Raw genomic sequence first — 24766 nt, 5'->3', positions numbered from 1 at the left:
ATTACCTTTTCATGGGTTTAAACCATTAAAACCAAGTATAGGAATTCGATCTTCCTTTAATTCCACTCCATGATCGTTCAAAGCAATTTCGATGATGTATTCAAACTTCCCATATGGGCGAACGTCAATTTTCTCCTTGACAAATGGATTATTTGTCACGAGTGCCAATTTACCTGTCTTTTCGTTGTAACCTTCCACAGCAAAGCGATACCCCTCTATCATCGCATATGGAATAATTTCATATGCATCTTCCAATTCCCTTACTGAGACCGGTCTAATGAAAACAGGGTTTTTTCCGTTCTTTTCGATAAATCCATTTTTTAAATCTAAAGGATTGCCTGATTGCAAATAATATTGTCGTAGGTATGATATCAGTTCAAACTCCTTATTTCCCCATAACGCATATCGACCTTTTCTAAACATTTCATCTCCCCCACTATTTTATAGTTGTATCCATTATACGCAATATATCGACAAGTAGGTACACTTGATTTGTCACATTTTAGACGAATACTATAGGTATCTAGACCCATCTTTAGACAAGGTATTCCAAAATCCGTACACTATTCACAAGTTTAGGTTTTTTCTTGGCGGGTATATTGTAAACAACGAAAAAATTGGAGGTTTTACTATGACGAACGATGGTTTATCAGACAAAGTAAAAGGTACAGTGAATAAAATAAAAGGTGAAGCGAAAGACCAGATTGGTAATGCTTCAAATGATGCTTCACTGCAAGCCGAAGGAAAGTTTGAAAAAATAAAAGGTGAAGCGCAAAAGGCAGTCGGAGAAATAAAGCAGGTAAATAGTGAAGGTGAAAAAAGCTGATTCCAACTGGAGTCAGCTTTTTTCTATCCAACTATAAGTTATTTGTATTAATACGTGGAACGGTGTCTTGTTGGTTATTATCTAATCCAGCCAACTGTTCTCCACTCAAACTTCGTTCAGCCCTGCTATCCATTTCTTCAGGGTGCTGTTCCGTCGTCTGATCATGGCTCGCCCTATCCTCTACGAACAATGCAACTCCGCCATTTTTCACCTCATTATAGTACTTCCTTGATTTCTGTTCTGAAATCCCCATGCTTTTAAAAGCTGCTAGGATCGGTTCTTCGTTACTCAAAAATAGTTTGAATCGGTCTAACCCGTTTCCATTGGTTGTACCTAAAAGTTCGGCTTCTGTCTGTCCGCGCAACATTGAAATAGTATCTTCTGCGATCGCAACTACATACATCTCACTTTCAACATATCCTTGCGCCTTCATTTCCGTGATTTTATATAAAACAGTATTTTCAGAATGAAATGTACCGATAAATTTCTTGTGTTCCATTTTACATAGCTCCTCCTTGATAAATAGTCTCTTTTTCATAATGTACCCGTCAATTTCATAAAAAAACTTTAATGTTTAATTTCTATAAAATAGTGAATAACATAAGGACAACAGAATATTCCACGGCAGATTAAAATAGAAAGGAGTCTGGTTTTAGTGACTAAAAAGAAAGTATTCACTGAACGTGACCGGAAAGATGCAGATGGGCCATATATGGATAATCCAGAATACCTCCGAACAGATAAAGAGAGCATTTATGATATGCATGAGGATATGCAAACTGTTGATGCGGTACCTCTTGAGGACGCTCGGATGGAATGGGAAGAAGAAAAACGTCACCACGATACTAAAAGCAATTCGTCCAGCGCCGAGAAATCACCAGGATCCGGTTTGCCCAAGTATTGAAAAAGCTTTGTACCACTCACTTCATGTGAATGGTACAAAGCTTTTTTTCACTCTATTTTTATAAGATCCAGTGGCGTAATTATTCCGAGTAATTTCTCTTCGGGTTTACCATTTTCAGTTATTAAAAGAGCTTCGAGGCGCTTTCCTTCAGAGACAAACTTTTTGAAGTATTCTTCAGCTTCATAAACAGAAAGATTACTTTTAACAAATCTGTATGTGTTTTTTTGTTTTTCATGAGAATAAATGTCGAGGAGTGTTGGCATTTCCCGGGAAATGATAGTATCTGTCATATTATCTGCTAGCCAATATGTAATTCCCGTAGCTGTTACAAGTCCAATGAACTTATTACTCTGATAGATAGGGATTTGATTGAACTTTTTTTCACGTATCATCTTTAATCCGGAGGATAATGTATCAGAAGCCTGTAATGTATGGACTTTTCGTGTAAACATATCGCCGACTGTAACTGGTTTTGATAGTTCGCGTTCGATATACTCAATCAGCTCGACTATATCATCATGCGGTTCCGCAATTGCATACTCATTATCTGTGCGATGATGAACGATTGCGTTACGCAAATCGCCATATTCCCGCAAATCCTGCTCAAACTTGCGGATAAATGCGTTCAAATGCTTTGATTTGTCAATTAAGCGCGAGAATGGCATATAGCTATTTAAGCCACTAATTTTCTCCATTGACTTTTCAATTCGGTTATATGCAAAAATAAATCGGTCCGAGTTGCGTACTGTCATATATAATTCCCCCTATCTCGTAAAATAAGTTTCATTTTTTAACCTTGAACAGCGTCTAGACTATGTGCTTTCCTTATAATAATAACGGAATTTTCAGTCACACTGTTGTTTTTGCTGCGTTCCGTTTTGCCATGTAAATACCGAGTACGATAAGTGCGACTATAAGGACCAATGTGAGGCCTGAACTCATCCATAAATCCGCTTTATCTGATTCCGGCTTAAACCAAAAAGAAGCATACATCGACAATTTCCAGGGTGACACGGTCCAATATGTTCCGATAAGTGAATCGATAACCTGATAAATAAGTGTAATCAGAATTGCAAGGCCCGCAGTACCACCTGTTGGAAGTGATGCACTCAACGCTAGGACAACCGTCACAACAAAGATAATCCACAGGCTATAAGTCGCAATAAATGCGAAGACCGACATTATATCTATATGGTTGTAGAGAAGTTCAATGTAATACCATGCTCCAACGAAACCTAGCCATACGCTACCCAGTATAATTCCATTAATAACGATCCACTTGCTCAAAAAGTAATTACGAAATGACATCGGGCGGACGTAGAGAAGAGTCGCTGTCCCATTTTTCCGTTCACCTGAAATCGCACCCATGAATGCAAAAATAATAACAAGAATGCCAATGAGTTGATATTGCCCAAGTAATGATATGAAAATATCTTCCCCTCTGAATTCTGGCCAAGTAAATTCGGCTCCTTCTGGCAAATTGCCAACACTTTTCATGATTTCAGGTAAAAAATGATTCGTAAGGGGCTCTAATATCCCGAAAATGATAAAGACAATAGGGATCCATAGTATCTTAAAGTTTCTTGTATGCTCACGCCATTCTTTACGCAATAACACGCTCAATCCATTCATCAAATCACCGCCACTTTCATGAAGATTTCTTCAAGGGTCGCCGTTTGAAGTTCAACTTTTCTAACTAGGAAAGCACCCGCACTTAATACGGATAGAACAGATGACATTTCAATCAATTGCGACTGAACATCAATAGATGTAACCAATCCTTTTGACGTCACTTGCCACTCGACCATTTCCTTGAAACGTCCCAATTCTTGCATACCTTCAAATTCTATAATAATACGCGGTTCTGCATGGCGTGCACGCACCTCATTAAGCGAACCCTGTTCAACAAGTTTTCCGTGTCTCATAAAAAGCACCTGATCGGTCATTTCTTCCGCATCATTCAAAATGTGGGTTGAATATAAAATCGTTGTTTCCCGTTGCAATTCTTTCAACAAATTCATCACTTGGCGGCGTCCAACTGGATCCAGTGCAGATACCGGCTCATCCAACAACAGCAACTTCGGTTTATGGACAATTGCTTGCGCAAGCCCAAGTCGTTGTTTCATCCCTCCAGAATAGGTACCTATTTTTTTGTTAAGGGCTTCCCCAAGACCGACAAACTCCAATGTCTTTCTTGCTTCGATAGTTGCTTGTCTAGATGCTACTCCACTCAATTGAGCTACCATTTCCGTGAACTCAAGTGCAGATAGCCATGGGAAGAATTTTGGATACTGTGGGAGAAATCCGATAACCGACCGTATATCTGGTTTGGGGTCACCTTGAAACTGCATTATGCCGCCAGTCGGCGAAACCAGACCTGCAAGCATCGACAGTGTCGTCGTCTTTCCAGCCCCGTTCGGTCCAATCAAAGCTGTAGCGGTATTTTCATCAAGCGCAAACGAAACCTCTTCAACTACCTTATTGGTCCCATATCTTTTAGACAAATTTTCTACTTGAAGCAAAGTGTTCATACTTGCCGCCTCCCAAAAATAAAGTACAGGATAGGACCAATCAGATTTACAAAGATGATAATGAAAATCCACATGATGAACGGTCCATTTGTACGCTGATGCCGAATAACATCAACGAGGGCAATACTCATGAGAATGACCTGCAACACAATAATCGGCATAATAAGGCTCCATGGAATATTTTCGAGTTGAGACAAAGACTTCACAACCTTTCTGTTATTTTCAGTAAATTCAGTATAACAACTCTGTTATACATTGTATATAACAAATTAGATAAATATAACAACCTTCCATCTCATAAATGAGTCCTCCCAATCAATATGACTGGGAGGACTCATTTATTCTTCTATGTCTATAAGCCAAGGCATCGCCGACAAGGCTCCTGATTTTGTTACACAGATTGCGCCAAGTTTGTTACCAAAGGAAATAAAATCAATCCATTCATCAGTCGTTTTAGGTTGTCCTTTTAAATGGATTTGGCGAAGAATTCCTGCCATGAATGCATCGCCTGCTCCCGTTGTATCGACAGGAACGACTGGTGTGATCCCCACATGAGTCACTGCACCATCGATAATAGCGTACGTTCCAAGCTCTCCGGCAGTAATAAGTATGACAGGAATTTGATAGGACTCCAGCTTGCCGATACCGTCAATAATTGTCTCTGTCTCCGTCAGAAAAAAAAGTTCCTCTTCCGTCAACTTCAACAGATCCGCTCTCTCAACGAAAGACAAAATCGTCTCGCGGCAAAGATTTTCACTTTCCCACCTGAGCGGTCGGATGTTTGCGTCAATCGACAAAAGTACACCATGTTTTTTAGCAAGATGCACCGCTTCCCGTGTAGTCTCCAAAGCAGTCGGATGAAACATCGTGCCTGAACAAATATGCAACACAGATGCATCCTGGAACGCCTTCACAGTCAAATCGGAGGCTTCCACCTGGATATCAGGTGTCTCATCGATATAAGTCTGGAAAATACGGTCGTTATCTTTCGTCAAATGAATATAAACACCGCTAACCCGTTTATCATTCTCAAGTTTTGCGAATGCCAAATCGACGCCCTCTTTTTGCAATTCATCTCGGACAAATTCAGAAGTCGGATCATCACCTGTCACTGTAATGAATGCAACTGAGGCACCTAGTCTGGAAATACCCGCGGCCACATTGACCGTAGCACCGCCAAGGAACATTGCAAATGTCGAATTGGACTGGTCTTTCGCTATATAATCGACAAATGCATCACCGTAAATAAGAACATGCTTTTTCTTAGTGTTAACCATCGAAACTCTCCCTGTCACTCTATTTTTCTAATCGTATCATGGAACGCGAACTACAGATAGAATACAAATAAATATAGTTATATTCAGAACTTGGTGAACTCATTTCAATTTATGTACGGGTCTTTGAAATTTCTCAGCATAACTTATTGTAGTCCTCCGACCTCAGACCTGTAAGCCTTTCCCAAATAGTGATATACTGATGGAATGGAACAGGGGGTTATTTTATGAAACATTGGATTTATCCGTTACTTATTATCTTTGCAGCAAGTTGTTACGGAATTCTTTCGACGATTATTAAACTGGCGATCCTAGATGGTTTCACAGCTGCTGAAGCAGTGACGAGCCAATATTTCGTTGGATTTTTTATAGCACTACTCATTTTCGTTATTGTACGACATAGAATCCCTAAATTTGGTGGTGGTTCTACGCTACTGTTAGCGGGTCTATTTACCGCTACAACAGGCACAGTATATGGACAAGCTATTGAATATATGCCCGCTTCACTTGCGGTGGTCATGTTATTCCAATTCACTTGGGTCGGTATGCTGTTCGACTGCATTGCGAAGAGACGGCTGCCGAAACAAATTGAAGTTATTTCACTACTCTTCCTTTTTGGAGGAACCATACTTGCAGCTGGAATTATCGATGCAGACCTTAGCGGAATTCCATGGCAAGGATGGGCATGGGGAATGGCTTCAGCTGTCAGCTTTGCATCTTTCGTTATGATTAACTCGAGACAAGTCGAAGGTATGGATACGGAAACGCGTCTGCTATTCACATCGTTTTTTGCAGCAATTGCCATCTTCTTTTTCCAAACGCCGGAAATCGTCTGGAATGGTACGTTGTTTAGCGGCGGTTTATGGATATATGGCATCATTCTCGGATTATTTGGGATTGTCATTCCAATTTATCTCTTTTCGATTGCCGTGCCAAAAGTCGGTACTGCAATGACCTCTATATTAAGTGCCGCGGAACTGCCGGTTGCCGTTACCGCCTCCGTTATTTTATTGAAAGAATCGCTGACCATTTTCCAAATAATCGGGATTATTATCATCGTTATCGGTATGACCTTACCGACTATTTCCCAACGAAGATTGAAATATAGTAGATAAGTTGAACCACCTACTGCATTTGCAGTGGGTGGTTCTTTTTAAATAGGTAAGAACGTTTGCTATAATCAGAGGATAAATAAGGAGGATTTTCAAATGGACATAACGATTCGGCAGGCACAACCGATTGATGCAACTCAGGCAGCACCACTTATAATTGACGCAATCGGTGATATTGCCAAAAGAATGACAGGCGAAACAGACTGGGACAAGGTGGAAAAGGAACTCTGTATACTGTTCAAGCGTGAAGATAACCGACACTCCTATTTCTATACATATGTTGCAGAACTAGATGATAAAGTGGCCGGTATTATGGTGTTATACGCAGGTACAGATGCCCCTGATCTCGATCGAAATTTAAGTGAATGGCTCGCAAAAAAAGGTGCCGACAATTCTGAAGTGGATGCGGAATCGTTACCTGACGAACTTTATATCGATACTGTTTGTATTGATCCTTTGTTTCGCGGTAAAGGAATCGGGACGAAACTGTTTCAGTATGCGGAAGAAATTGCGAAGCAAAAAAACATCGCAAAGCTCTCTTTAAACGTAGAAACACAAAAAGAACCAGCTATTCGTCTATACAAACGGCTTGGTTATGACATTGTCTCCCCATGGACAATTATTGGTGAACCGTTTCATCATATGGTGAAAGTTATTTAACTGGATCGGCTGTACAATTGAATACAGCTTAGGCGTCTTACAAAGGGTAGCTGAAGCAAATTTGAAGGATTTCTTTATTTTAATTTATATAATATACAAACCGCCCTTAAGATTTCTCCAATGGAAATCAAAAAGGCGGTTTCTTTTATTATTTAACTTCTTGTTCTTTAACAAAAGTAACAAACTTTTCAACGACTTGATCTAAAAACTTAAGTGTCATTTCATCTATCAGCTCGCCGTCTAAGAACTTTTGTCCGGCAGAGCCGATGAAAATTTCATTTCCTGCAGGAGGCATTGTATTCGCTTGGATACTCCCTAATACTTGTCGTAAGTGCAACTGAGCCCTTACTGTCCCGAGTGCTCCCTGTGAAACGCCCATCGGTAAGACTAGCTTCCCCGCTATCACCTTATCGACCCTGGACAGCCATTCCAACGCATTTTTTAAAACACCGGAGATGGACCAGTTGAATTCCGGTGTACTAATAAGTATAGCATCTGCTTCAATAATCATTTTCTTAAATTTCTGTACCACTTCCGGAGGTGTCTTTTCATCATCTTCATTAAAGTACGGAAGATTACCGATTTCTGCAATTTCTATTTCAAAAAGGTGACTGTACCTCTTTTCAATCGTTTTCACTAACTGCATGTTAAATGACTCTTTCCTCAAACTCCCGACAATCGCAACGACTTTCATCAATCTCTCTCCTCTGTTTTCACACTTTTCATACTTCACCTTTTAGTTTACACGATAGCTTTCATCCGCATATGTCATTCGACTTGGCATTACAAAAATAAGATTGTAGACACGAAAACTTTTTCATAGTTCTGAGGGTAAGTATAGTATGAACAACAAAATACCGTTGTTCCGAAGGAGTTGAACCTAAATGGAAAAAGAAGAAATAATACGAAATATACTGGCTGGCGATAAAGAGTCATTCCGTATCTTTTACGAAGCATATGCTGATTATGCAATCCGAACGGCTTCTGCAATTACGCGAAACCGTGAAATGGCGAAAGATGCCGTTCAAGAGACATTCATCCGCGTGTATCGACAAATCGGCAGCTACAATCCCGAATTGCCTTTCGATCCATGGTATTATCGAATCTTGACGAATGAATGCCTTCGTTACCTAAAGAAAGAATCACCACTATCAAAGTTCGAACATCCCGATTTAGAAAATGATCCTTCCCTTGCTGAAGATTCTTTCGATCATCTATCTGATTTATACGATACGATTCAATCACTAGAAGACATGCACCGGATTCCGCTCATTTTAAAATATGTGAAAGGCTTCACCGAAAAAGAGATTGCAGACATTCTAGGTTTGAATCTGAATACTGTAAAATCACGGTTGTTTAAAGGCAGGAAGAAGCTGAAAGAACAGCTGGATCCGTTAGATAAGGAGGATGGGTTACGATGAGTAATTTCGACAAACGAGTAAATGAAGAACTTCATACACAGACCAAACAGGAAACGAATGGGCTCAAAGATGAAATATGGGGTAGTTTGGAAAAAGAATTGTTCAGCGAAGAGCAAGATAACAAAGGGGAGGTAAAAAAAATGAAAAAGAAAAGCCGAGTAATTCCCATCATTATTACAGCTGCCGCCGCCCTTGTCATTGCATTCAGTTTACAAACGGATACAGGACTGGCATTCATTAAAGGCATTAAAGATATGTTCGTCCCTGAAAAAGAAATCATTCAAAGTATCGAAGGTCAGGACGAGGCAGCGAACGTTAACTTGAATGAAGGTACCAACTCCGAGTACATCATTTATGTAGATGAAACACGCTACAAAATGATCAACGGAAAAGAGGTAGATATCATTACCACAATTGATCCATTACCTGAAAAATACCCTGAAGTAACGATGGAAATTAAACAAGTCGCCAATGAAAAACCGGAAGACCTTGTTGGCAAAATCGAAGCAGAATTGAAGAAGGATTTCCCTGAATTGCGCGCGGTGGAAACAGTAACAGAACCGCTCGAAGGATACTGGTTGCATGGTATTACAGGCAGTGAGTGGGATAGTAAAGTCGTCACTGCTTACGTCTTAAGCAACGGAAAAGAAGGAAGCTTCGTCATTACAGAAAACTATTTCCTTGAAGCGGCGGAGGGTCACGGCGCTAGGTTCCACCATATGTTGGAGAGTTTCGAAATAATAGATTAACACCACGGGGAAGAGGATGGGTGATAAAACCATCCTCTTTCTTTATTTTTATTGTAAAAAATGTGTGCCTTTCTAGGCATAAATGCAGGATTGGAAGGGTATATATTATGTATATAGCATCTTCCGAAAGAGTCATTCTTTTAGTTGATTTTAAAAGGGAGGTTATGAGCAAGATGGATATATTCATAGTTGTAGTAGATACGCTCGTCATCATATCGTATATCTTACTTATTGCTATGATTTCCCCACATATAATGCGGTTTATCAAGAATAGAAAATACGATATATTTTTTCAATTGTTACCTGTGCTGGCTATCATTTTTGTAAGTAGTATTGCTGTTTGCGTCGGTTATGGCGGGTTTCAAGAAACACTATTTTTCCGGTTAACAACTATAATCTCTTTTTCACTATTTCTAGCCTTGCTATTCTTGACATTGTTAATGAAAAAATTATGGAAAGAGAACTACGAAAAACTAATAAACTGGTTACTTTCCTTTCGTCTAAAGGAAATACGCTTTCTGAAAGCCAGGCAGCGAAACTAAAATGATCTACATGTTTAGATACGGCTATTCATTAGCCGTATCTTTTTTTGCATAATTTTACCCCTTAATGCAACCATTTTTAAATATATCGTTTACTATAGTTGGATCTAACATATTGTTTATCCTAACTCCGGCAAAAAATTCATGCTCAGCTCTCTACGAATACGCGTAATATGTTCTTCCATCAGTTTCTTTGCTTCCTGGGGATTGCCCGATGCGATTGCCACGTAAATCTCCTTATGCTCCTCAAATGTATCCTCAAAGCGATTGTCATTTAAAAAACGATGTTTGCGTGTCGCTCGTATTGTGTCTTCCATTCGTTCAGTAAGCGTTTGAATCAGATTAATCAGTAATTTATTTTGAGAAGCTTGGACGATTTGCAGATGAAAATGCAAATCTGCCTGTACTCCCGCTTCTGCATCTTCCTGGGATGCGGCCATCAGTTCCAGTGATTGGCGAATCTTTTCCAAATCTGCGGAAGTTGCGCGTTGTGCGGCAAGTGATGCCGATTCGACTTCCAAAGCACGACGCAATTCAAGCATTTCATAGACCAAGTTGTTTTCGGCTTGAATAAACGTAGAGGAGAGTGCATCACTTATCATTTGAACTTCAGACGTTTTGATGAAACTCCCCCCACCTTGTCTAATCTCAATCGTACCGTTAGTCTCCAGTGCTTGTAGTGCCTCTCTCACAGACGTTCTGCTGAAGTTAAACTGACTCGCCAGTTTTCTTTCGGGCGGCAGCTTATCTCCCGATTTCAGTCCTCCATTTAAAATGAGTTCTTCTATTTTTTCAACAATTAATTCATAGGTCTTTTTTCTCTGTGTAATCAATCGCTTCACCCCGATTCGTACTATTAACGATACCAACCATTATTAGATTAATCAATGACTTAAAAATAAGTATTGTATTGTTCAGATTGTTGGTTATAATGATAAACATTGGTTGGACCAAAATCTAATAATTCTAAATCACCAAAATTCCCGGTATGACCACTTTTTAAATGAAGGAGAGAAATCGAAATGACAACAGCTATAGACGATATAGTCCACATACTAAAAAATGTACTTAAAGACGATCAGGTGACCATCAATGAAACCGTGAGAGAACTGCACGGAAAGGATGAATCCTATCACGCCGCAAGCCTTCCAGACATTGTTGTTTTCCCAGAATCTACTAAAGACGTTAGCAGCGTGATGAAAATATCGAATGAATACCAAATTCCTGTCGTGCCGTTCGGTCTTGGTTCTAGCCTCGAAGGACATATTATCCCTACCAAAGGTGGAATCACGATTGACTTTTCATTGATGAATAAAGTATTGGAAGTTCGAGAAAATGATTTTCTGGTAAAAGTACAACCCGGCGTGACACGTACACAGTTAAATAAAGAACTGAAAAAGCATGGATTGTTCTTCTCGGTCGATCCAGGAGCAGATGCAACACTCGGCGGAATGGCGGCAACAAACGCTAGTGGTACAACGACCGTTAAATATGGTGTCATGCGTGATCAAGTTCGTGATTTAGAGGTTGTAATGGCGGATGGATCAATTATCCACACCGGAAATATGGCTGCAAAATCTGCTTCGGGCCTTCATCTAAATGGCCTTTTCGTAGGGTCTGAAGGTACGCTTGGTTGCTTTACAGAACTGACACTTCGTGTGTACGGAATTCCGGAGCATGTTACGGCCGCGCGTGCATCCTTCCCTACCGTCAATGACGCAGTGGAAGCTGTCGTTTCTATTTTACAAGCTGGGATTCCGATTGCACGGGTGGAATTAGTAGATGAACCATCTATAAAACAGACGAATCTTTACAGTGAAACCAACTATAAAGAAAAACCGACATTATTCTTGGAGTTTCATGGGAATGAAGCGGGATTGAAACAAGATGTCGATTTTACAAAAGAAATTGTTAAAGACCATCATTGTGAAGACATTGAATTTGAAACGGACAACGCTGGACGTAACAGGCTGTGGGAAGCACGTCACAATTTAGCCTATGCTTTCATCCACGGCTACCCAGGGAAAAAGATGATGGTTACGGATGTCTGTCTTCCTATTTCAGAGTTGGCAAGTGCAGTTGAACACGCGCGCGAAACGGTTGAATCACTAGGTTTGACTGGCGGAATCGTCGGTCACGTAGGCGATGGTAACTTCCATGTACTACTGATGATGGACATGAACGACGCTGAAGAACTTGCAAGAGCTGACGAATTGAATGAACGAATCGTCATGTATGCACTTGAACGCGGCGGCACATGTACTGGAGAGCACGGCGTTGGTAGTGGCAAACAGAAATACCAGGAGCAAGAGCACGGTGCAGCACTCCTCGTCATGGAAAAAATCAAAAAAGCACTTGACCCGAATAATTTATTGAATCCAAATAAAATCGTGAAGATGGACTAGAGAGGATACTTATTATGAAAACACTTGAAGCACTCAGTACAATTGCAGGAAAATACTTCGCCTTTTGGGTTATTATCATTGCCATTATTGCATTCATCGTGCCCACACCTTTTTTAGGATTAGGCGGCTATATTACAATTTTACTAGGAATCGTCATGTTCGGAATGGGATTGACTTTAAAGCCCGTTGATTTCAAAATCGTTCTGACAAAGCCATTACCTGTCATTGTCGGCGTTGCAGCTCAGTTTATCATCATGCCCCTTGTCGCTTTCGCATTAGCGCACTTACTTAAGTTACCTCCTGAATTGGCGGCGGGCTTAGTGCTTCTCGGTTGTGTTCCAGGTGGTACAGCTTCCAACGTAATGGTCTATCTAGCAAAAGGAAATCTTGCGTTATCAGTTGCAATGACTTCCCTATCCACTTTATTGGCTCCAGTCGTTACGCCACTCTTGCTACTTTTACTTGCAGGGCAATGGCTGCCAGTTGATCCAGTCTCGATGTTTATGTCGATTGTACAAGTGATCATCATTCCGATTATTTTAGGGTTTGCAGTTCAGAAACTTTTCCCGAATGCTGTTGAAAAAAGCGTTTCGGTTGTCCCTCTTATTTCAGTGCTAGCAATCCTAATCATCGTTTCCGCAGTCACTGCCGCAAATGCAGATAATGTTGCAAGTTCAGGATTTATTGTTTTCATTGCTGTTTTCCTTCATAACGGATTCGGTCTGTTACTTGGCTACCTCACGGCTGTAATGCTCGGCCTAAACGAAAATGATCGAAGAGCCATCTCTATTGAAGTTGGCATGCAAAACTCTGGATTAGGTGTCGCACTTGCGACTGCGCATTTCAGCCCACTCGCAGCACTACCAAGTGTATGGGGCGCCATCTGGCATAACATTTCAGGTCCGATTCTCGCCACAATCTGGTCGAAAAAACCGATAGTTGATGAGAATGATGAAACTGACGAGCCGCGGGATAAGGTTTTATCTCCTGCTGGCAAGCTATAAGACTAATCAGAAAAAAAGAGCGGCAATCCCCATTGGATTGCCACTCTTTTTCTTTATTCGTGATAAATTAGAAAAAAACTATTGGAGTCGATTGCATGCTAAAAGATCGTTTGTATAATACAGATCCATTTTGTAAATCATTTACGACTCAGATAAAGAAGGCAGCACAAGATTCAGATGGGCATCACTATGTCGTTTTAGACAATACAGCATTTTATCCGACAGGTGGCGGTCAACCGCATGATATAGGTACATTGAATGGCATCGCCGTACTCAACGTCGAGGAAGTGAGCGATGAAATCCGCCATACGGTAGCTGAAAGTCTCAGTTCTATGACCGAAGTGGAGGGCGTCATTGACTGGGAAAGACGCTTTGACCATATGCAACAGCATGCAGGACAGCATATTCTGTCAGCTGCTTTTGTTGAACTGTTCGGAGTTCCGACAGTGAGTTTCCATTTAGGAAGAGAGATTGTATCGATTGATTTAGATATTGAAGAAGTATCTTTGGATCAATTACATGCAGTGGAAGAATTAGCGAATGACATCATTTTAAAAAACTTACAAATTGAAATAAAATGGGTGACGGAAACTGAACTTCATCGATATCCCCTTCGCAAGCAATTGGCGGTGACAGATGAAATCCGGCTCGTCATCATCCCCGATTATGACTACAACGGCTGTGGTGGCACGCATCCACATTCAACTGGACAAGTAAGTATGCTGAAAATTTTATCGACCGAAAAGCATCGTGGCAAAGTGCGCGTCCATTTTGTTTGCGGTGGACGTGTTTTACAGCAATTGAAGCGTAAAAATAATGAGTTGACGGAAGCTTCAAGATTGTTAAGTACACCCGATAACGGCGTTACAAAGGCGGTGCGGAAGTTATTGGAAGCGAATCATTCGCTTGAGAAATCGTTGGCGGATGCACAAGAAGCACTGTTGGCATTCGAAGCGAAAACGTTATTAAGTCAACAGGAACACGGCGTTGTGAAAGCACTCTTTACAGGTAGAACTGTTCAGCAATTACAGAAACTTGCCCGGCTCCTTGTGGCTGAATCAGATGAAATAATTGTACTTCTTGTTGCCGAAAATGATAATAAACTACAGTTCGTCACAGCCCGTGGAGCTTCTGTGAAGACGAGTATGAAGCCAATTCCATCTATTATACTTCCCCTCATCAATGGCAAAGGCGGCGGAAATGATGCGTTTGTCCAAGGTGGTGGCGAACGGTTGGTATCAGCAGAACAGTTGCTAACTGAAATAAATGAAACTTTAGTTAATATCGTTCGTAAAGAGATGTAGAGGTGAAAACAATGAAAAAATATTTAATCTTTATCAGTAGTTTTGCAGTACTGTATCTTTTATTCCAAATTTCATCGGGAGCGATTCTAACGCTTTTATATACACCTAATTTATCAGGCGTATCATCCACATCTGGACAAGAAGTTATAGTAGAAAGTGCTTCCACCAATTCTCTATTCATCATTTTCCTGTCATCGACAATTGCCTTTTTGCTTTCACAGAGACTAAATAAAACCTCAAAAGCTCCAGCCAATGTTTGATGCACACTAAATACAAGAAGCCTTCCAAGAAATCTACCTGGAAGGCTTCTTGTATTCCAAATGTCAGTACACTTCGTAATTCTGGCCATTTTGCAGGCCAAAGACGCTTTTTTCAAAAGCAAGAACCACACGCTTTACAGGAACCGCTTCGAACCCCTGGAAAAGACCACTAAGCCTATGCATCGACTCTTGTAACACATTTGGACTTACGCTATTAATACGAATTCCTCTTGGCATTTCAATTGCCGCAGCTTTAACGAATGCTCTGACACCGCCGTTTGCCAGTGCAGCTGAAGCCCCCAATGCAATTGGATCATCCATCATAATTCCCGTCGTTAACGTGAAACTTCCACCATCATTCAAATTATCAAATCCCAATAAAACCAGATTGACTTGCCCTTTCAATTTGCTGTTAATCCCTACATCATTCAACTCGGGTGTCATATCCGTTACTGCGTCAAAATGGGCACGACCTGCAGCATTAATAACCGCGTCCACTTTACCAATTTGTTCGTACATCTTCTTAATACTCTCCACTGACGTAATATCAACAGATACATCAGCACCGTTTCGTCCCGCGCGGATCACCTCATGGTTTTTCTCCAATTCCTCAGTAACCGCTTTCCCAATCGTGCCACTTGCACCCACAACGAGTATTTTAATATGTAATCCTCCTTCTTTAGAGTGTGTAGCGCTAACTAACTATTCTTCCATGATACTTATCAAATGCATTAATTATGAAAAATGTTCCGATTGGAATCCCATAGAGTCCGTCGACAAATTCTGTATTCCACTATAAACCCTTTATGAGCTTGTATTTCATTATACTTATCCAAAATAATTCACTGCAATTTGCATAATTAAGAGCACGGTGACAACGCGAAGTATTGGTTTAACATGCTCAGTTTTCAATTTACGCGCTAGACGTACGCCGAGTTGCGCACCACTTATCGAACCAAGCATTAATGCAATCGTAAGCGGCCATATTATTTTCCCTGTTGAGATATAACTGATCGATGCTCCAAAACAGCTTGAAAAAATCATAATCCGAGAAAGACCGACTGCTTTTAAGTAAGAAACCTTTAATCGTGCATATAAATACAGCGCTAATGTTCCGCTGCCTGGACCAAACACCCCATCGTAAATACCAATCCCGTATAATGACGAAGCACTTTTTTTAGTTACACGAAATGATTCACTGCCTCTAAAGTCCGATTTCCCAAGAAACGAAGTAATGAACGCGAATGTTAATAGTACAATCGCGATAACAATCATCCATTCTTCTTTTAGGAAGGACGCGATAAGTCCACCGGTAATTCCGCCGGCTAGACTGATTGGAACAACCCTAAGTGCTTCTTTTATCGTTACTTCTTTATTTTTATAAATCACTAGAAAACTCGAAAATGAGCTTACTGTGTTTGATACTTTATTCGCACCGATTGCAGAATGTACCGGCAATCCCATCAATAGCATGGCCGGCAAACTGATGAGTCCCCCGCCCCCTGCCAAAGTACCAAGCGTTGTTGCGACAAAGCCGATGAAGTAAAGCATAATGTATTCCATTTAAAATCCTTCTTTCCTTAAAAGCCACTATATGAATAGCATATTCTTCCTCTACTCATAAGTAAATTCAATTGTATGAATGAAAGTCCATTTACAAGTCGAATGAGCATCCTTGAACTTAATTATTATAAAAAAACGCTCCTGCCGATTTCTTCGGAGAGCGTTTTTCATAATAGTGATTTAGTTAATAAGCTCGACCGAACCACACTGTGTGTTTTGCATCTTGTCCGCAATTGATGCATGTCGATTTCTTTTCCGTGCAAGTAATCGAAACAGTCGCCATGGACTTTATCGACCAAAAGAAGGGATTCTTCAATTCTAAATCGAAAGTGAATTAGAGAGTGTTCAATGCTAAGCAATTGGGAATTTTATTTGAACGAACCCGTGAGGAGGAAAAATGATGAGTTTGGGAAATGAGTATTTGAAGATTGTCCAAGAACGATTTAAAAGCGTTAAAGACCTTGGAGATAAAACAATAAGTCAATTATCCGATGAGGACATTCATTGGGTTTTAAATGCAGGTTCGAATAATGTTGCAGTTATCGTGAAACATTTAAGTGGCAATATGACATCTAGGTGGTCTGATTTTTTAACTTCGGATGGGGAAAAGTCTTCTAGAAATCGTGAACAGGAATTTGAAGATACAATTTCATCAAAGCAAGAATTGATGAGAACTTGGGAACAAGGATGGACTATTCTTTTTGAAACGCTAAGTGGATTAGTTGAACAAGATTTGTTGAAAACAGTATATATTCGTGGTGAGGGTCATACGGTACTTGAAGCTATTGAAAGACAGCTAGCTCATTACGCTTGTCATATAGGGCAACTTGTTTTTATTGGGAAACAATTAAAGGCCGAGAATTGGGAAAGCCTTAGTATTCCCACAGGAAAATCGGAAGAATACCTGCAAAAAATGCTGAGGGAAAACCAATCAAGATAAATTGTTTAGTGACAGCTATTAAAGCAATCGCGAAAGTTCAAACAGATGTGATTGTTTAAACTTTCGCGATTGAACAATTACCGGTCACCCATACATCCTTTGTTTTCCTCTCATTGTAATCAACCCAACGTAAAAGATTGGCAATATCGTTGTAAAGATAATGATACCCTTCCAGCCGATCGACTCCCAAAGTGGACTAAGTAGCGTACTTCCTGCCGTGACACCTACATAATAAGCTACAAGATACAGACTTGAAGCACTCCCTTTATGATGTTCAGCTTTTCGGTATTTAATGAGAATTGTTATTGACGTTGAAGCCGGGAGAAAACGATTCAGTAAAGTAAGAGGCCAAAGCTATTTTTCCGCCCTCGATTGCCCCTAATGCGCTCGTCTGGACTGCATCGAATTCGTTCAAATCGGCAATCGTATGATCCATCCCACTTCTTTCGCACATTTCGGACGCCTCCCTAGACATCGCTGTCATTCACAGTGGTTTTTCATCACCAATAATTTATTATAAAGGAAAAAATGCCACAGAAAACTGCTTTTCCTGTAGCATTCCAAATTTAATTGACTTGATAATGTACCATGTCATATGGGTAATAAGGTATTCCTTTTAAAATCCTGTCATCCAACTGTAGAATCTTTGCAATAGCACCACTTTCAAAACTCCAATATCCACTGTAAATATCATTTTTATTTTTATGAGACTCGTACCAACCGGTATCATTATGTCCCTCATACCATTCCAATCTTAAATACTCTTTTAATCTAATTACACTCAAGTCCTTGTCTTCACACTTTATAACTTCTATTAGTTTTGCATATGGAACCTCATGTAATAATTTCACATCAACCACCTTCCGCTCAGTTTTATTTCTTGAGTTAATAAGAAAGTTGATTAAGAAGTCTTGTACACTATGCCCTTTTACTAGGTTATTCAACTTTTCGAATTGATCATCATTCATATCTAGCATTATCCCAATAGACAACATCCAAACCATTTGGACATAACCACTTTCAGGTTTCCAAGACTTCTCCATCACATCGATGGCTTCGGGAAGAAGTGCCTTGATCTCCTCAAGTGAACAACCGTATGAATACATTGCCCTTAATTTATTAAAATAAAATCCGCTTATAGAAATGTATGTTCTTTGAACCCCTTCATCTTCCGTTCCTCGTTGGTTTATTACAGTATTAATAGCTGTATTAAACTTCTCTATTCTTTCATTTTCATACCTTAAAAACTCATCGAAGTATTTTTCGTCTTTCAAAAAATCCCTAATCATATTGTTGCCCTCCCTACTTTTTATGTCCATTTTTATTGATGGTTTGTTTTAATATGCCTCCATCTTCTTTAACCCGAATTAAGTTTTTTTCTACATTATTAGGGTTTAATAGGGCTTCCAATCTAACCTCATCAGCCATTTCTTTTCCTATCGCCCCATCTAAACGTTCTTCTATCCAATCATCGCTCATCTGCTTCCCACTTTTAGTATTACCTAATTGGGAAGTATTATATTTCGCCTCACCAATGATAAACTTAGGCGGCGGACCGGTGTTCTCATAAACACCATCTATTCCTTTAACGATTTTATCGTCTAAGCTTGTTACTCGATCTGTACTAATCCTAGTATAACCTTGGTTTTCGAAATGAACATCCATCTTTATTTCACCATAGTTCCCTTTTTGTTTGTTAGTTTTAAGTTTGACACTGCCGTTTTCGACAGAGTTTATTACTGAACGTTGCTGAGCTTTCGCAATATCTACAACATTATTCGTGCCCTTATGTGTCCCTTTACTCATAATTTTATCTGGCTTCTTAGGACTTACCCATTTTGCCACCGGAGATTTACGAATAAGTTTATATCCTAATTTACCAGCCTTCAACCCTTTACCAGCCGGCGTGACTGAAAAAATCGCAACCCCTTTTGCTACTAGGGAGGCATTTGGATCAACTACAGTTTTCACATCATCCAGGATAAGGAAGTCAGCGGTATCTTTTAGGAACCTTAAAAATTTATTCTTTTTCTTCTTCGGATTCTCCACCTTGGCAGCAGAAGTCGAGGTCACTTGCCCAGTCACTTTCTTCCCATCTGATGTGATGACTATACTCCCAGCTGACGCAGTCGCATCGCTTATCCTGGCGTCATAGAGAAGACTGGCTTGAGTTGCCATGCCAAGAAGTGAAGAGGCACCTGTTTCGTGAAGCTCACCTGGTCCATATTCGAATCCATACTGGTTCATAACTGAATCGATATCCGCTAAATCCGTTCCAAGCCCGGTTGCCGACATATCATACGTACCACTCATCCCAGCAATCCCTGCCATTGCCGCCGTACGATGCGCTAAATCCGTCTTAAGCATATTTTTTGCTGACAAAGCCGCCCATCCTTGTAATGGAAAATCAATTTCAGTTACACTGTCCGTGAACAATCCCTCGATATCCGAAATCCATGTCTCCATTGTCAGAAGATCATTTTCGATTATCGTTAAGGCATTTATTTGGATCGCATCGAATTCATTTAAATCGGCAATCGTATAATCTCGCTTCCTTCGCGCATCGCGGACGCCTTCTTGCATATCGCTATCATTTAGATGTGGAAGTCCGATAATATCGGCGACTTGATTCATAATATCGTTCGCTTCTTCTGTTAGACCACTTGTTAGTTGCGATATCTCCGTTAGTCCACCTTCAACCTCACCATCTAGAAAACCTTCTCGGATGAACCCATTCGAATCCGGTTCCAATGTGTCGAGTGCAGAATCCATTTGGGTGAGGATGCTTTCAAAACTACTTTTAAAAGTCATGAAAAATTGCAAGAGTGGCAAATGGCAATTATTATAAAATGCGCGGATTGCATCGCCCCCTTGCCCTTTCAATGAATCGTCCATTGCGACAAGCCCCTCGATTGCAGTCTTGATGGTGCTCATTTCGCTTTCTAAACGACCAAGCATCGCAATATTCCGTCGCAAGCCATCATGAAATGGGCTAACGTCCAATACTTTCATTATAATACCACCTTCTTGAAACCATTATCGTCATACGTGTTGAAATTTCTCCAAGATTCCGTTATCTCAGCACAAGAAATTTCTATCAATATCACTTTTAGTGTATTCGTACTTGCATTTAGAAAAAAATATATTGTCAAAACGTATAAGAAATAAAAATGTTTCTTCTAATACAGCAACTACTTTCATTTAGACTTTTTTTCGTTACTCTTATAAATAACACCAGAAAATTTTTTTGTCAAAGAAACCCAGTATAAGGGCAATTAAATACTAGCCCTATCATCCCAGAACTTATTATTCGTTCGAGTTAAGTATTGTTAAACCTCTTAAACTTTTATTAATAATATTTGTACTATCGTCAAAATCCGTAAATGAGTTATTTTTGGTCCCTGTCACTCATTTAATCATGAAACGATCAACTACATTATTGATATCATAATTAAGATATGTTAGGATTATCTTACATTTTTCAAGCGCAGTACTGAAGTAAAACGGCAGCTGTAAGGTTTCGATTCACTTTGCTTGGCTAATTGAATAGCTATGAAGGCTCTACTTGGGTAGAGTATTCGAATAGGTCTGCCTTTTAAGTAAATTCAACTAGATTAAACAGGGAGAGGGACTACTCTCTCTTTTTTTGTTTCTAAACATATCCATCCCTACATTTTTATTGTGTGATGGAAAGTGTTTATGTCTAAAATTAATTATGCAGATTTGCTCCTTTCGTCTACTTTTTACCCAAGATAGGAATTGCGGTTAAAAAATAATATAGACTGAAGGAGTTTTTGTATATGGAAGATAATCAAGAACCAAAAAAGTACGAGTATTTGGCGGATAATCCGAATGCTAAGGTTATCCCTATTATGCTTTCCTTAATTATTGGAGCTTTTTTCGCGATATTAAACGAAACACTTTTAAATATTGCGCTCGTCACATTAATGGAAGAGTTTTCAATCTCATTAACGACTGTACAGTGGATGGCGACAGGTTTCATGCTCGTGATGGCAGTTGTTATCCCTGTGTCTGCATTGTTACTCCAATGGTATACAACCCGACAACTATTTTTAAGTACTATGGTTGTTTTCACCATTGGGTCAATTATCTGTGCGAGTGCACCAACGTTTTCAATATTGTTAGTCGGTCGATTAATCCAGGCAATTGGAACGGGATTATTAATGCCCATCATCTTTAATGTATTTTTACTCATTTATCCCCCAAATAAGCGTGGAAAGATAATGGGCTTAGTTGGCCTTGTCATTATGTTTGCACCCGCGATTGGACCTACGCTTTCTGGAGTTATTGTTGAATATTTAGGATGGCGTAATTTGTTTATTATTGTCATTCCATTTTCTTTGTTTTCTATTTTATTTGCTTACAAGTATTTAATTAATGTTTCAGAAATAACCAAGCCGAAGATTGATGTCATATCAATCATTTTTTCTACAATCGGTTTCGGATCAATTGTTTATGGTTTTAGTTCAGTGGGAGAAAGCGCGGATGGATTTTTGAGTACAAATGTTTTAATCGCAATCATTGCTGGAGTCGCCGGAATTGTATTATTTGTAATTAGGCAATTAAAACTTGAAGAACCCATCATGGATTTAAGGGTTTTTAAATATCCAATGTTTACACATGCAGTTTTGATGTTTTTAATCATTATCATGGCCATGTTCGCTTCAGAGATTATTTTACCAATTTATATGCAAGGCCCTTTAGCTTTGAGTGCGGCTACAGCAGGTCTCGTGCTCTTACCAGGGAGTCTTTTGAATGGAATTATGTCACCATTTATGGGGCATCTTTTTGACAAGTTCGGTCCTAGAGTATTAATGATTCCTGCAACACTTGTTTTAAGCGGTACGATGTTTATGATGAGCAGATTGACGACTGAAACTTCTTTATGGGTTGTAATCGTCGGTTATACTTTATTAATGTTAACAGTTTCAGCCATCATGATGCCTGCAGAGACAAACGGCTTAAACCAGTTGCCTAAACGACTATATCCACACGGAACCGCTGTTATGTCAACATTACAACCTGTGGCCGGTGCCATCGGCGTATCCGTGTTTATTAGTATCATGAACGCTAGGCAACTTAAATTTTTACAACAAACAGATACACCTAATGATCCGGCTACAATAAGTGAAGCAATGGTAGCCGGTGTCGAACTTGTCTATTTCATCGCTTTTGCCATGTCTATTGTAGCAGTTATCTTGGCGTTTACTGTTTATCGTGCGGAGCCAAGAGAATTGGATGAACCGACCCAAAAGAGTAATTGACAATAACTTATCAAGCGCCTTTCCCACAATTTAAATGTTGGAGGAAAAGGCGTTTTTTTATTCAAAGAAACAGGCCTATTGAATAACTAAAAAACTTGAAAATAACTCAATCAAAAAATAGGCGCTAAGTGTTTAGTTTGTTTGGATTGTTCTGAGCCCGATTAGTTAAAATACACTCGTCCAAAAACCCTGACTTATTACTCTGCATGTTGTGGTTCAATTCCACTTTCCTCTATCAATGTCCCTGACACCGTCCACATACTAACTTGTTCTATCACTGTATCTTCAATTGCATATTCGTACACCACTTTTGGCTCGCTCTCGAAAATTACATGTAGACTTATAATAGGCTCTACCTTAAAGTCATCTGTATCTGAAATCCTCCATGAATCAATGGGGTACTTTTCTACCAAATGACCTTCTAATACCTCTATAGCCTTCTCAGTTTGTTGCTCTATTATCAAAGGCCTGATTGCTGCTTGATAGATATAAATACAAATTAAAACGATGCCCAGTAAAACCCAAACAAACTTTCTAACTCTCTTAGGTAATAGAAAAGTTAAAAGACTAGCTACAAAAATGCCGAATGTAATAAAAAATAACCCAATTATAATTGTTGGCTCCACTTACCATTTCCCCTTCACTACTTCACGAATATTGAATTTTAAGAAAATCACTGTATACCACCACTATATATCTATCAGTCTTATTTCCCTATTCAGATATGAACTTTGCAACACCAATTACCGCCATGCCTATGAATTCGGAAACTTCCTTACTCTATATAATAATCCAATACTAAGAACGGAAGCTTAATCGCACCTAGAAAAAAAAACCGAATTTCTCGCTGCTATAAGCGAGGAATTCGGCTTTTATAATTTAGGTTATAATAGTCCATCTTTACTTACTCGTTGCTTTCCTGACGATTGGAGCCACTTCTGTAGCTAATAGCTCAATACTCTCGGCTACTTTTTCAAACGGTAAACCACCTATGTCTAACTGCGCCATGAAACGTTGGTGTCCAAAGAGTTCGTGTTGACGGAGAATTTTTTCGGCTATTTCTTGGGGACTTCCTACGAACAAAGCAGAGTCCGGAGCTGTGATTTGCTCAAAGTCTGTCCGTGACATTTTCCCTTCTCCTATTCCTAACTGACGGTCTACGTATGATCGATAATTTGAATAATAAGGATAGAATTCATCTTTGGCTTGCTGGGTTGTCTTTGACAAATATCCATGGCCAGTTACACCGATTTTGAGGTTATCTAGGTCATGCCCAGCCTCAATTCCAGCTTTACGGTATAAATCCACCAACGGTTTAAACCGCACAGGATCACCGCCTAGGATTGCTAGTGCCATCCCAACACCCAACCTGCCTGCACGGGCGGCACTACTTGGAGTACCTCCAACACCAACCCACATTGGCAATTCTTTCTGTATAGGGCGGGGTGCAATTTCAGCATTCTTTAATGACGGGCGGAAGTGACCATCCCATGTAATTCTCTCGTTTTTGTTTAGCTTTAAAAACAAGTCGATATTTTCCTCGAACAAGGCATCATAGTCATTTGGGTCATAACCGAAAAGGGGGAATGATTCCAGGAACGCACCACGACCTGCGATTAATTCTGCACGTCCATCTGATAGCAAATCCAATGTAGCGAAGTCTTCAAACAAACGAACAGGATCAATCGTACTTAACACTGTAGTCGCACTTGTCAATTTGATTCGTTTCGTTCGTTGGGCTATGGCAGCTAAGATGACTGAAGGTGAAGATATGGCATAGTCTAAACGATGATGTTCGCCTACACCAAAAATATCCAGTCCAGTATCATCAGCAAGTTTTGCCGCTTCCATTATTTCCTTAATCCTTTGCCCTGCACTGATCGTTTTTCCAGTTAACGGGTCAGCCACTATATCTCCAAGTGTATATAGACCAATTTCAATTCCCGAATTTTTAATTCCTTCACTTTCACGCATAGTTGTATTAAT

The 24766-nt window shown here is 39.8% G+C and carries 28 protein-coding genes; 11 read left to right on the top strand and 17 right to left on the bottom strand.

All coding sequences use genetic code 11. The features are described from left to right. Positions 1-9: 9 nt before the first annotated feature. Entirely contained in the window at positions 10-423 is a 414-nt protein-coding gene (locus tag AC25Y6_RS07830; RefSeq protein WP_482105943.1) for a hypothetical protein, read from the bottom strand. Between the two features lie 208 nt (positions 424-631). On the opposite strand from AC25Y6_RS07830, the gene AC25Y6_RS07825 reads away from it, so the two are divergent. Beyond that, positions 632-826, top strand: coding sequence for a CsbD family protein (locus tag AC25Y6_RS07825; RefSeq protein WP_488142602.1), 195 nt, complete (start codon positions 632-634; stop codon positions 824-826). 31 nt (positions 827-857) lie between these two features. Here AC25Y6_RS07825 and AC25Y6_RS07820 read toward each other — a convergent pair whose 3' ends face one another. After that, complete coding sequence (locus AC25Y6_RS07820; RefSeq protein WP_488142601.1) at positions 858-1325, bottom strand: general stress protein; 468 nt, start codon at positions 1323-1325, stop codon at positions 858-860. Between the two features lie 156 nt (positions 1326-1481). Between AC25Y6_RS07820 and AC25Y6_RS07815 the strand changes: the two genes are divergently transcribed. Then, the gene (locus AC25Y6_RS07815; RefSeq protein ID WP_482101345.1) at positions 1482-1730 is read left to right on the top strand and encodes a hypothetical protein; all 249 of its coding nucleotides are present in this window, start codon (positions 1482-1484) and stop codon (positions 1728-1730) included. 47 nt (positions 1731-1777) lie between these two features. On the opposite strand, the gene AC25Y6_RS07810 is transcribed toward AC25Y6_RS07815, so the two are convergent. The 5 genes from AC25Y6_RS07810 to AC25Y6_RS07790 form a co-directional block, all read right to left on the bottom strand. Then, positions 1778-2482: a CBS domain-containing protein gene (locus tag AC25Y6_RS07810; RefSeq protein ID WP_488142600.1), complete on the bottom strand. Its 705-nt coding sequence runs from the start codon at positions 2480-2482 to the stop codon at positions 1778-1780. A 97-nt stretch (positions 2483-2579) separates the two neighbouring features. Continuing rightward, positions 2580-3362: an ABC transporter permease gene (locus AC25Y6_RS07805; protein ID WP_488142599.1), complete on the bottom strand. Its 783-nt coding sequence runs from the start codon at positions 3360-3362 to the stop codon at positions 2580-2582. Then, positions 3362-4261 (bottom strand): ABC transporter ATP-binding protein, encoded by a 900-nt coding sequence (locus AC25Y6_RS07800; RefSeq protein WP_488142598.1) that lies wholly within the window; start codon positions 4259-4261, stop codon positions 3362-3364. Before AC25Y6_RS07800 ends, AC25Y6_RS07805 begins: the two co-directional genes overlap by 1 nt. After that, positions 4258-4422 (bottom strand): PLDc N-terminal domain-containing protein, encoded by a 165-nt coding sequence (locus AC25Y6_RS07795; RefSeq protein ID WP_482101349.1) that lies wholly within the window; start codon positions 4420-4422, stop codon positions 4258-4260. Before AC25Y6_RS07795 ends, AC25Y6_RS07800 begins: the two co-directional genes overlap by 4 nt. A gap of 177 nt (positions 4423-4599) precedes the next feature. Next, positions 4600-5538 (bottom strand): carbohydrate kinase family protein, encoded by a 939-nt coding sequence (locus AC25Y6_RS07790; RefSeq protein ID WP_488142597.1) that lies wholly within the window; start codon positions 5536-5538, stop codon positions 4600-4602. A 224-nt stretch (positions 5539-5762) separates the two neighbouring features. Here AC25Y6_RS07790 and AC25Y6_RS07785 point away from each other — a divergent pair, with 224 nt between their 5' ends. After that, positions 5763-6650: an EamA family transporter gene (locus AC25Y6_RS07785; RefSeq protein ID WP_482105934.1), complete on the top strand. Its 888-nt coding sequence runs from the start codon at positions 5763-5765 to the stop codon at positions 6648-6650. Positions 6651-6743: 93 nt separating this feature from the next. After that, positions 6744-7307, top strand: coding sequence for a GNAT family N-acetyltransferase (locus AC25Y6_RS07780; RefSeq protein ID WP_482105933.1), 564 nt, complete (start codon positions 6744-6746; stop codon positions 7305-7307). Positions 7308-7455: 148 nt separating this feature from the next. On the opposite strand, the gene AC25Y6_RS07775 is transcribed toward AC25Y6_RS07780, so the two are convergent. Further along, entirely contained in the window at positions 7456-8001 is a 546-nt protein-coding gene (locus AC25Y6_RS07775) for an NADPH-dependent FMN reductase (protein WP_488142596.1), read from the bottom strand. Between the two features lie 190 nt (positions 8002-8191). Between AC25Y6_RS07775 and AC25Y6_RS07770 the strand changes: the two genes are divergently transcribed. Both AC25Y6_RS07770 and AC25Y6_RS07765 read left to right on the top strand, forming a co-directional pair. Beyond that, positions 8192-8728, top strand: a complete 537-nt coding sequence (locus tag AC25Y6_RS07770; protein ID WP_488142595.1) for an RNA polymerase sigma factor — start codon at positions 8192-8194, stop codon at positions 8726-8728. Continuing rightward, positions 8725-9477: a hypothetical protein gene (locus tag AC25Y6_RS07765; RefSeq protein WP_488142594.1), complete on the top strand. Its 753-nt coding sequence runs from the start codon at positions 8725-8727 to the stop codon at positions 9475-9477. The genes AC25Y6_RS07770 and AC25Y6_RS07765 overlap by 4 nt, the downstream gene beginning before the upstream one ends. 661 nt (positions 9478-10138) lie before the next feature. Here the strand turns inward: AC25Y6_RS07765 and AC25Y6_RS07760 are convergent. After that, positions 10139-10852 (bottom strand): FadR/GntR family transcriptional regulator, encoded by a 714-nt coding sequence (locus AC25Y6_RS07760; protein ID WP_482105929.1) that lies wholly within the window; start codon positions 10850-10852, stop codon positions 10139-10141. Positions 10853-11041: 189 nt separating this feature from the next. On the opposite strand from AC25Y6_RS07760, the gene AC25Y6_RS07755 reads away from it, so the two are divergent. The 3 genes from AC25Y6_RS07755 to AC25Y6_RS07745 all read left to right on the top strand — a co-directional run bounded on the left by AC25Y6_RS07755 (position 11042) and on the right by AC25Y6_RS07745 (position 14732). Then, the gene (locus AC25Y6_RS07755) at positions 11042-12424 is read left to right on the top strand and encodes an FAD-binding oxidoreductase (RefSeq protein ID WP_488142593.1); all 1383 of its coding nucleotides are present in this window, start codon (positions 11042-11044) and stop codon (positions 12422-12424) included. A gap of 14 nt (positions 12425-12438) precedes the next feature. After that, positions 12439-13428 (top strand): bile acid:sodium symporter family protein, encoded by a 990-nt coding sequence (locus tag AC25Y6_RS07750; RefSeq protein ID WP_488142592.1) that lies wholly within the window; start codon positions 12439-12441, stop codon positions 13426-13428. A 95-nt stretch (positions 13429-13523) separates the two neighbouring features. Beyond that, positions 13524-14732 carry an alanyl-tRNA editing protein gene (locus AC25Y6_RS07745; protein WP_488142591.1) on the top strand — a complete coding sequence of 403 codons (1209 nt, stop codon included), beginning with the start codon at positions 13524-13526 and terminating at the stop codon, positions 14730-14732. Here the strand turns inward: AC25Y6_RS07745 and AC25Y6_RS07740 are convergent. From AC25Y6_RS07740 to AC25Y6_RS07730, 3 genes are all read right to left on the bottom strand, one after another. After that, positions 14707-15081: a hypothetical protein gene (locus AC25Y6_RS07740; protein ID WP_488142590.1), complete on the bottom strand. Its 375-nt coding sequence runs from the start codon at positions 15079-15081 to the stop codon at positions 14707-14709. The two genes, AC25Y6_RS07745 and AC25Y6_RS07740, sit on opposite strands and share 26 nt — an antisense overlap. Further along, complete coding sequence (locus AC25Y6_RS07735; protein ID WP_488142676.1) at positions 15056-15655, bottom strand: short chain dehydrogenase; 600 nt, start codon at positions 15653-15655, stop codon at positions 15056-15058. The genes AC25Y6_RS07740 and AC25Y6_RS07735 overlap by 26 nt, the downstream gene beginning before the upstream one ends. A 165-nt stretch (positions 15656-15820) precedes the next feature. Next, entirely contained in the window at positions 15821-16555 is a 735-nt protein-coding gene (locus tag AC25Y6_RS07730; protein WP_482105926.1) for a sulfite exporter TauE/SafE family protein, read from the bottom strand. Between the two features lie 400 nt (positions 16556-16955). Here AC25Y6_RS07730 and AC25Y6_RS07725 point away from each other — a divergent pair, with 400 nt between their 5' ends. Then, entirely contained in the window at positions 16956-17495 is a 540-nt protein-coding gene (locus AC25Y6_RS07725; RefSeq protein ID WP_488142589.1) for a DUF1572 family protein, read from the top strand. A 289-nt stretch (positions 17496-17784) separates the two neighbouring features. Here AC25Y6_RS07725 and AC25Y6_RS07720 read toward each other — a convergent pair whose 3' ends face one another. The 3 genes from AC25Y6_RS07720 to AC25Y6_RS07710 form a co-directional block, all read right to left on the bottom strand. After that, a complete protein-coding gene (locus tag AC25Y6_RS07720; RefSeq protein ID WP_488142588.1) occupies positions 17785-17949 on the bottom strand; it encodes a hypothetical protein in 165 nt (54 codons plus the stop codon). A gap of 112 nt (positions 17950-18061) precedes the next feature. Beyond that, positions 18062-18784: a PoNe immunity protein domain-containing protein gene (locus tag AC25Y6_RS07715; protein WP_488142587.1), complete on the bottom strand. Its 723-nt coding sequence runs from the start codon at positions 18782-18784 to the stop codon at positions 18062-18064. Positions 18785-18797: 13 nt separating this feature from the next. Further along, complete coding sequence (locus AC25Y6_RS07710) at positions 18798-20507, bottom strand: T7SS effector LXG polymorphic toxin (protein ID WP_488142586.1); 1710 nt, start codon at positions 20505-20507, stop codon at positions 18798-18800. A 788-nt stretch (positions 20508-21295) separates the two neighbouring features. Between AC25Y6_RS07710 and AC25Y6_RS07705 the strand changes: the two genes are divergently transcribed. After that, a complete protein-coding gene (locus AC25Y6_RS07705) occupies positions 21296-22780 on the top strand; it encodes an MDR family MFS transporter (RefSeq protein WP_488142585.1) in 1485 nt (494 codons plus the stop codon). A 197-nt stretch (positions 22781-22977) separates the two neighbouring features. On the opposite strand, the gene AC25Y6_RS07700 is transcribed toward AC25Y6_RS07705, so the two are convergent. Together AC25Y6_RS07700 and AC25Y6_RS07695 are read right to left on the bottom strand one after the other, a co-directional pair. Then, complete coding sequence (locus tag AC25Y6_RS07700) at positions 22978-23406, bottom strand: hypothetical protein (protein ID WP_488142584.1); 429 nt, start codon at positions 23404-23406, stop codon at positions 22978-22980. Between the two features lie 274 nt (positions 23407-23680). Beyond that, on the bottom strand, positions 23681-24754 hold the full coding sequence (locus tag AC25Y6_RS07695) for an LLM class flavin-dependent oxidoreductase (RefSeq protein ID WP_488142583.1): 1074 nt from the start codon (positions 24752-24754) through the stop codon (positions 23681-23683). Between the last annotated feature and the right edge of the window lie 12 nt (positions 24755-24766).

The organism is Sporosarcina sp. Y1004, assembly GCF_057669665.1.
Note: the sequence above shows the minus strand (reverse complement) of the source record. Positions and strands in the feature narration are given on the sequence as shown.

What these genes read in the sequence shown, in the direction of transcription:
- AC25Y6_RS07830 (WP_482105943.1), bottom strand. Translation starts at nt 423, where the DNA reads ATGTTTAGAAAAGGTCGATATGCGTTATGGGGAAATAAGGAGTTTGAA.
- AC25Y6_RS07825 (WP_488142602.1), top strand. Translation starts at nt 632, where the DNA reads ATGACGAACGATGGTTTATCAGACAAAGTAAAAGGTACAGTGAATAAA.
- AC25Y6_RS07820 (WP_488142601.1), bottom strand. Translation starts at nt 1,325, where the DNA reads ATGGAACACAAGAAATTTATCGGTACATTTCATTCTGAAAATACTGTT.
- AC25Y6_RS07810 (WP_488142600.1), bottom strand. Translation starts at nt 2,482, where the DNA reads ATGACAGTACGCAACTCGGACCGATTTATTTTTGCATATAACCGAATT.
- AC25Y6_RS07805 (WP_488142599.1), bottom strand. Translation starts at nt 3,362, where the DNA reads ATGAATGGATTGAGCGTGTTATTGCGTAAAGAATGGCGTGAGCATACA.
- AC25Y6_RS07800 (WP_488142598.1), bottom strand. Translation starts at nt 4,261, where the DNA reads ATGAACACTTTGCTTCAAGTAGAAAATTTGTCTAAAAGATATGGGACC.
- AC25Y6_RS07795 (WP_482101349.1), bottom strand. Translation starts at nt 4,422, where the DNA reads ATGCCGATTATTGTGTTGCAGGTCATTCTCATGAGTATTGCCCTCGTT.
- AC25Y6_RS07790 (WP_488142597.1), bottom strand. Translation starts at nt 5,538, where the DNA reads ATGGTTAACACTAAGAAAAAGCATGTTCTTATTTACGGTGATGCATTT.
- AC25Y6_RS07785 (WP_482105934.1), top strand. Translation starts at nt 5,763, where the DNA reads ATGAAACATTGGATTTATCCGTTACTTATTATCTTTGCAGCAAGTTGT.
- AC25Y6_RS07780 (WP_482105933.1), top strand. Translation starts at nt 6,744, where the DNA reads ATGGACATAACGATTCGGCAGGCACAACCGATTGATGCAACTCAGGCA.
- AC25Y6_RS07775 (WP_488142596.1), bottom strand. Translation starts at nt 8,001, where the DNA reads ATGAAAGTCGTTGCGATTGTCGGGAGTTTGAGGAAAGAGTCATTTAAC.
- AC25Y6_RS07770 (WP_488142595.1), top strand. Translation starts at nt 8,192, where the DNA reads ATGGAAAAAGAAGAAATAATACGAAATATACTGGCTGGCGATAAAGAG.
- AC25Y6_RS07765 (WP_488142594.1), top strand. Translation starts at nt 8,725, where the DNA reads ATGAGTAATTTCGACAAACGAGTAAATGAAGAACTTCATACACAGACC.
- AC25Y6_RS07755 (WP_488142593.1), top strand. Translation starts at nt 11,042, where the DNA reads ATGACAACAGCTATAGACGATATAGTCCACATACTAAAAAATGTACTT.
- AC25Y6_RS07750 (WP_488142592.1), top strand. Translation starts at nt 12,439, where the DNA reads ATGAAAACACTTGAAGCACTCAGTACAATTGCAGGAAAATACTTCGCC.
- AC25Y6_RS07745 (WP_488142591.1), top strand. Translation starts at nt 13,524, where the DNA reads ATGCTAAAAGATCGTTTGTATAATACAGATCCATTTTGTAAATCATTT.
- AC25Y6_RS07740 (WP_488142590.1), bottom strand. Translation starts at nt 15,081, where the DNA reads ATGGCCAGAATTACGAAGTGTACTGACATTTGGAATACAAGAAGCCTT.
- AC25Y6_RS07730 (WP_482105926.1), bottom strand. Translation starts at nt 16,555, where the DNA reads ATGGAATACATTATGCTTTACTTCATCGGCTTTGTCGCAACAACGCTT.
- AC25Y6_RS07725 (WP_488142589.1), top strand. Translation starts at nt 16,956, where the DNA reads ATGAGTTTGGGAAATGAGTATTTGAAGATTGTCCAAGAACGATTTAAA.
- AC25Y6_RS07720 (WP_488142588.1), bottom strand. Translation starts at nt 17,949, where the DNA reads ATGTGCGAAAGAAGTGGGATGGATCATACGATTGCCGATTTGAACGAA.
- AC25Y6_RS07715 (WP_488142587.1), bottom strand. Translation starts at nt 18,784, where the DNA reads ATGATTAGGGATTTTTTGAAAGACGAAAAATACTTCGATGAGTTTTTA.
- AC25Y6_RS07710 (WP_488142586.1), bottom strand. Translation starts at nt 20,507, where the DNA reads ATGAAAGTATTGGACGTTAGCCCATTTCATGATGGCTTGCGACGGAAT.
- AC25Y6_RS07705 (WP_488142585.1), top strand. Translation starts at nt 21,296, where the DNA reads ATGGAAGATAATCAAGAACCAAAAAAGTACGAGTATTTGGCGGATAAT.
- AC25Y6_RS07695 (WP_488142583.1), bottom strand. Translation starts at nt 24,754, where the DNA reads ATGCGTGAAAGTGAAGGAATTAAAAATTCGGGAATTGAAATTGGTCTA.